We start from the raw sequence: 6369 nt of genomic DNA, 5'->3' as shown, positions 1-6369 counted from the left end.
AACCCGCCTACAGAACTTTTCGCAAAATTCTTGCATTAAAGAATTGTTGGGAAAAAATCTCCCCTACTCCCCCTGCTTCCTCATCTTCCTCTTCTCCCCCAGTCCCCAGTCCCCTTTTTAAAGCTGACAATAAGCTACCTTTCAGCTTCATGAAGAATTGGTTTAGTGTGGAAATTTGAGCCAAAATTTACCAAAGGTCAAAGTTTCGCTTTGCTATGTTTAGCAAAGTCAAACTAAATTGCTGATTTTCACGGTTGTCAGATTGCTCATAAGTTTTCCATCAATGGTTAAGAGTTAAAAGTAATGACGGTTTGTTATGTCTTTAAGTGAGGTAAATATGGCTCAACATCAAGAAACTACAAAAACTAATACTTTGCCTCTACCAACTGCGATCGCTAACCGGAGTGTTGCGGCAACTGAACTGCGTCCTTGGGGTTCGTTTACCGTTTTGGAAGAAGGACGCGGTTACAAAATTAAGCGCATTGAGGTTAAGCCTGGACACCGCCTCAGTCTACAAATGCACCATCATCGCAGTGAACACTGGATTGTTGTCTCTGGTACTGCTAAGGTTGTGTGTGGTGAGCAAGAAGTTTTATTGAGTAATAATCAGTCTACTTATGTGCCTCAGTGTACTTCTCACCGCTTAGAAAATCCCGGTGTGATTCCTTTGGTACTGATTGAAGTCCAAAATGGCGAATATCTCGGTGAAGATGATATTATTCGCTATCAAGATGATTATGCCCGTACCCCCAATTAATCAGCTAATCGGGCTTTTATGGCTTTGAGCTAACAATATAATTCGCAAACCGTCTACACTCAGTCCAGTGTTTTTAAGTCCCTACTCAGTATAAGTGGGGACTAAAATATTTTCAGATGCTTGGATGGTTGGGAGTTTCCCAAATGTTTGATTTTTAACGCAGAGGAACGCGGAGGAAACGCGGAGGCACGCAAAGAAGGGAGGAGGCGGAGAGAGAAGAACTTTTACTCAGTCAACAGTCAACAGTCAACAGTCAACCATCAACCTTCCCCTTTAATTTCTAACTGCTGATTCTTGTCGGCAAACCTTCTGTAATACTTAAGTATGGTGTTTTCAATTGGCTAAACTATTGTTATGATTCATGTAAGCCAAGCAGCAGCAACTGAAATTGCTCGCTTACGGGCAAAGCAACAGCCAAACAAGTTTTTTCGGTTAACAGTTAAACCAGGTGGCTGTTCCGGTTTGTTTTATGATATGTCTTTTGATGAACAGGTAAAGGAAGGCGATCGCCTAGTTGAAGTGACCAGTCTGCAAGTGGTTATAGATGCCACTAGCTGGGATTATGTGAATGGTTTAGCAATAGACTATTCCGAAGATTTGATGGGTGGTGGGTTTCGGTTTCATAATCCCCAAGCTGTTGTTACCTGTGGCTGTGGCAATTCCTTTTCTACCACCGCCCCAACCGTGGTTTAAATAAAAAAATAAAAATTATATGTGAGTTTGACATAAAACCACGAAAAAAGATATAATCAGGATTTGTTAAAACTTAGACTTAGCAAGCAGCTTCACGCGCTGTTACTCATGCCAACAATACAGCAATTAATCCGTAGCGAACGCGAAAAAGCGCGTCAAAAAACCAAGTCTCCTGCTCTTAAACAATGCCCTCAGCGTCGGGGGGTATGTACCAGAGTATATACGACGACTCCTAAAAAGCCTAATTCGGCTCTGCGTAAAGTAGCAAGGGTAAGACTGACCTCTGGATTTGAAGTGACAGCTTACATTCCCGGAATAGGTCACAACTTACAAGAACACTCAGTAGTAATGATTCGTGGTGGTCGGGTTAAGGATTTACCCGGCGTGAGATATCACATCATTCGTGGCACCTTGGATACAGCTGGAGTCAAAGACCGTAAACAAGGACGTTCCAAATATGGAACCAAGCGTCCAAAAGAAGGAGCTAAAAAGTAGGGATAGCGATTAATCGTCAAATCATACGATTGGTCGCTTGACCAAAAAGTGCCAGAATAACAAATTATCAAAGGCACTGGTTCTGAAACAGGATTAATTATTTATAAAATTTCTGTTTTCAGAAATTGCTCAAGCTTCTAGCTCAAACCTACTACTCAGCGAGCAAGTGTAGGTAGAATCAAAAATGCTGTAAGCGGCAGCAGCATTGATTTTTTACCTGAGATGGCAAAGAATCAACTTCCTTTGTGTTCTCAGTGGCAGTAAAAGTCTACAAATTAGGTCACTGCAAACGTAGAGCCAAGGATTACGGCATCCGATCTGTAGCCAAAAAGCGCAGAAAAGCCGCAGTCTGGTAGCATATAATTTCGTCGCCAAATCCAAAATTAAGGTTAAATTATGTCTCGTCGAGGTGTTATTCAAAGGCGTCCAGTACCGCCTGACTCTGTGTACAATAGTCGTCTGGTGAGCATGATCATCAGACGGATAATGCGTCATGGCAAAAAATCATTAGCAGCACGCATCGTTTATGATGCTATGAAGACGATAGAGGAACGTACTGGCAATAATGCACTGGAAGTGTTTGAAAGAGCAGTGCGTAATGCTACACCTCTAGTAGAAGTCAAAGCGCGTCGAGTTGGCGGTGCAACCTACCAAGTACCAATGGAAGTGCGTTCAGAACGGGGTACTACCCTAGCATTGCGTTGGTTAGTACAATTTTCTCGCTCTAGACCAGGGCGCACAATGGCTGGCAAACTAGCAAATGAATTAATGGATGCAGCCAATGAAACGGGTAATGCCATCCGTAAGCGCGAAGAAACACATCGCATGGCAGAAGCTAACAAAGCATTTGCACACTATCGTTACTAAGCAGAGCAGCGATATATCATGCCTGAAAAAGGGGTATATCGCCGACTTACAAAAAAGTAAAATAAAGACGGTTTTCCGTAAAAGTATAGAATCTTAACAAAGAGTAATATACAAGATATCATGAGGCAAAAACCATAGGAGGCTACTGTGGCACGTACCAACCCGCTAGAAAAAGTACGCAATATCGGTATTGCGGCGCATATAGATGCGGGCAAGACAACAACAACAGAGAGAATATTATTTTACTCTGGGATAATTCATAAAATTGGTGAAGTTCACGAAGGAACTGCGGTAACTGACTGGATGGATCAGGAGCGGGAGCGGGGAATTACCATCACTGCGGCTGCGATCAGTACCAGTTGGAAAGATCATCAAATTAACATTATCGATACTCCAGGTCACGTAGACTTCACAATTGAAGTAGAACGCTCCATGCGAGTGTTAGATGGAGTGATCGCGGTATTTTGTTCAGTAGGTGGTGTGCAACCCCAATCTGAAACAGTGTGGCGACAAGCAGACCGCTACAAAGTACCTCGGATTGCTTTTATCAACAAAATGGATCGCACAGGCGCGAACTTTTACAGAGTTCACGAACAAATGCGCGATCGCTTGCGTGCCAATGCCATTGCAATTCAGTTGCCCATAGGTAGTGAAAACGAATTCAAAGGCATTATCGACTTGGTGGGAATGCGTGCCTTCATCTACAACAACGACCAAGGCACGGATATCCAAGAAACGGCAATTCCGGCAGAAATGCAAGAGCAAGCCGCAGAATACCGCACCAAGCTGATTGAAGCAGTAGCGGAAACCGATGACGACTTGATGGCCAAATACTTCGAGGGCGAAGAACTGACACAAGACGAAATTCGGACAGCTCTGCGTAAAGGTACAATTGCTGGCACCATCGTGCCTGTACTATGCGGTTCAGCATTTAAAAACAAAGGCGTACAGTTAATGCTGGATGCGGTAGTTGATTATCTACCAGCACCAATTGACGTACCAGCAATTCAAGGTACATTGCCTAGTGGAGATTCTGTAGAGCGTAAGGCTGATGATAATGAACCCTTGTCAGCTTTAGCCTTCAAGATTATGGCTGACCCTTATGGTCGCCTTACCTTCATTCGCGTTTATTCTGGTGTGCTGAAAAAAGGTAGCTACGTCCTTAACGCCACCAAAGGCAAGAAAGAACGGATCTCTCGCCTCGTAGTGTTGAAAGCAGACGAACGCCAAGACGTTGAAGAACTGCGAGCAGGTGACTTAGGTGCAGCAGTAGGATTGAAAGACACCTTGACAGGTGATACTTTATGTGATGAAGGCTCTCCCGTCATATTAGAGTCTCTATTTATCCCTGAGCCTGTAATCTCGGTAGCGGTTGAACCCAAAACCAAGAACGACATGGATAAGCTGTCAAAGGCACTGCAATCTTTGTCAGAAGAAGATCCTACCTTCCGCGTCAGTGTTGACCCAGAAACCAACCAAACCGTAATTGCTGGGATGGGAGAGTTACACCTAGAAATTCTCGTAGACCGGATGTTACGCGAGTTTAAAGTAGAAGCTAACGTTGGTGCGCCACAGGTAGCTTACCGCGAAACTATTCGTAAAAATGTCACCAGAGTTGAAGGGAAATTCATCCGTCAAAGCGGTGGTAAAGGTCAATATGGTCACGTTGTGATTGACCTCGAACCAGGCGAACCCGGTAGTGGTTTTGAATTTGTTTCCAAAATTGTGGGTGGTGCTGTACCTAAAGAGTACATCAACCCCGCAGAGCAGGGAATGAAAGAATGTTGTGAATCTGGCGTATTAGCTGGATATCCACTGATTGATGTGAAAGCAACATTAGTTGATGGTTCTTACCACGATGTAGACTCTTCAGAAATGGCTTTCAAAATCGCTGGCTCAATGGCGATGAAAGAGGCTGTTAGCAAAGCTTCACCTGTCCTGTTAGAGCCTATGATGAAAGTTGAGGTAGAAGTTCCCGAAAACTTCCTAGGGGATGTAATGGGCGACCTCAATTCCCGTCGTGGGCAAATTGAAGGCATGGGATCTGAACAAGGTATTGCCAAAGTGACCGCTAAAGTCCCCTTGGCAGAAATGTTTGGCTACGCTACCGATATCCGGTCGAAAACCCAAGGTCGGGGAATCTTCTCAATGGAGTTTAGCCATTACGACGAAGTGCCTCGCAACGTGGCTGAGGCAATCATCGCAAAAAGCAAAGGGAACGCATAATTAAAAAAGGAAACGAGCATACATGGCACGCGCAAAGTTTGAAAGAACTAAAACCCACGTTAACATCGGTACTATTGGCCACGTTGACCACGGTAAAACTACATTAACAGCAGCTATCACCATGACCTTGGCTGCTTTGGGTAAAGCAGAAGCTAGAGCTTACGACCAAATCGATAACGCACCCGAAGAAAAAGCACGGGGTATCACCATTAATACTGCTCACGTTGAGTATGAAACCGATAAACGGCACTATGCTCACGTAGACTGCCCCGGCCACGCTGACTATGTGAAAAACATGATCACCGGTGCGGCGCAAATGGACGGAGCTATCCTGGTAGTAGCTGCCACCGATGGCCCTATGCCTCAAACCCGTGAACACATCCTGCTAGCACGTCAGGTGGGCGTTCCCAAGTTGGTAGTCTTCTTAAATAAAGAAGACATGATGGAAGACCCTGAACTATTGGAACTGGTAGAACTAGAACTTCGTGAACTACTGAGTGAGTACGGATTTGATGGTGATGAAATTCCCATCGTCAGAGGTTCAGGTTTGCAAGCTCTAGAAGCAATGACCAAGAACTCCAAAATTCAGCGTGGAGAAAATGAGTGGGTAGACAAAATCTACTCATTGATGGATGAAGTAGATTCCTACATTCCTGATCCAGAGCGCGATATTGACAAGCCTTTCTTGATGGCTGTAGAAGACGTGTTCTCTATTACTGGTCGTGGTACTGTGGCAACAGGCCGGATTGAGCGTGGAAAAGTCAAGGTTGGCGACGTAGTGGAATTGGTTGGTATCAGAGATACCCGCAACACCACCGTCACCGGGATTGAGATGTTCAAGAAGAGCCTTGATGAAGGTATGGCTGGTGATAACGCTGGTGTACTACTACGTGGTATCCAAAAAACCGATATTGAACGCGGTATGGTAATCGCCAAACCAGGTTCTATCACTCCTCACACCCAATTTGAAGGTGAAGTATACGTACTCACCGAAAAAGAAGGTGGTCGGAAAACACCCTTCTTCCCTGGCTACCGTCCTCAGTTTTACGTGCGGACAACCGACGTAACCGGTACCATCACAACCTTCACTTCTGATGACGGCAGTGCTGCTGAAATGGTGATGCCCGGCGATCGCATCAAAATGACCGTAGAATTGATTAACCCCATCGCAATTGAGCAAGGTATGCGCTTCGCGATTCGTGAAGGTGGTCGCACCATCGGTGCTGGTGTCGTCGCCAAAATCCTCAAATAGTACGTTTGTAACCTAATAACCAAGAGCAGAGATGCTAAGATGCCTCTCTGCTCTTTTATCTGAGGGAATAGGGCGTTAT

General features: G+C 44.8%; 6 protein-coding genes. All 6 read left to right on the top strand.

The genetic code is table 11. From position 1 onward, the window contains the following. The first annotated feature begins 337 nt into the window (after window positions 1–337). Complete coding sequence (locus A3775_RS07585) at window positions 338–757, top strand: phosphomannose isomerase type II C-terminal cupin domain (protein ID WP_066377877.1); 420 nt, start codon at window positions 338–340, stop codon at window positions 755–757. A gap of 354 nt (window positions 758–1111) precedes the next feature. After that, a complete protein-coding gene (locus A3775_RS07580) occupies window positions 1112–1450 on the top strand; it encodes an iron-sulfur cluster assembly accessory protein (protein WP_066377878.1) in 339 nt (112 codons plus the stop codon). 108 nt (window positions 1451–1558) lie between these two features. Beyond that, a complete protein-coding gene (gene rpsL / locus A3775_RS07575) occupies window positions 1559–1945 on the top strand; it encodes a 30S ribosomal protein S12 (protein WP_066377879.1) in 387 nt (128 codons plus the stop codon). Between the two features lie 396 nt (window positions 1946–2341). After that, window positions 2342–2812, top strand: a complete 471-nt coding sequence (rpsG, locus tag A3775_RS07570; protein WP_066377881.1) for a 30S ribosomal protein S7 — start codon at window positions 2342–2344, stop codon at window positions 2810–2812. A 147-nt stretch (window positions 2813–2959) separates the two neighbouring features. Next, on the top strand, window positions 2960–5038 hold the full coding sequence (gene fusA / locus A3775_RS07565; RefSeq protein WP_066377883.1) for an elongation factor G: 2079 nt from the start codon (window positions 2960–2962) through the stop codon (window positions 5036–5038). A gap of 22 nt (window positions 5039–5060) precedes the next feature. Beyond that, window positions 5061–6290 carry an elongation factor Tu gene (tuf, locus tag A3775_RS07560; protein WP_066377884.1) on the top strand — a complete coding sequence of 410 codons (1230 nt, stop codon included), beginning with the start codon at window positions 5061–5063 and terminating at the stop codon, window positions 6288–6290. The last annotated feature ends 79 nt before the right edge of the window (window positions 6291–6369 follow it).

This window comes from Anabaena sp. 4-3, assembly GCF_001597745.1.
GTDB lineage: Bacteria > Cyanobacteriota > Cyanobacteriia > Cyanobacteriales > Nostocaceae > Trichormus.
The sequence above is the reverse complement of the archived record's forward strand: the minus strand, read 5'-3'. Positions and strand labels throughout refer to the sequence as shown.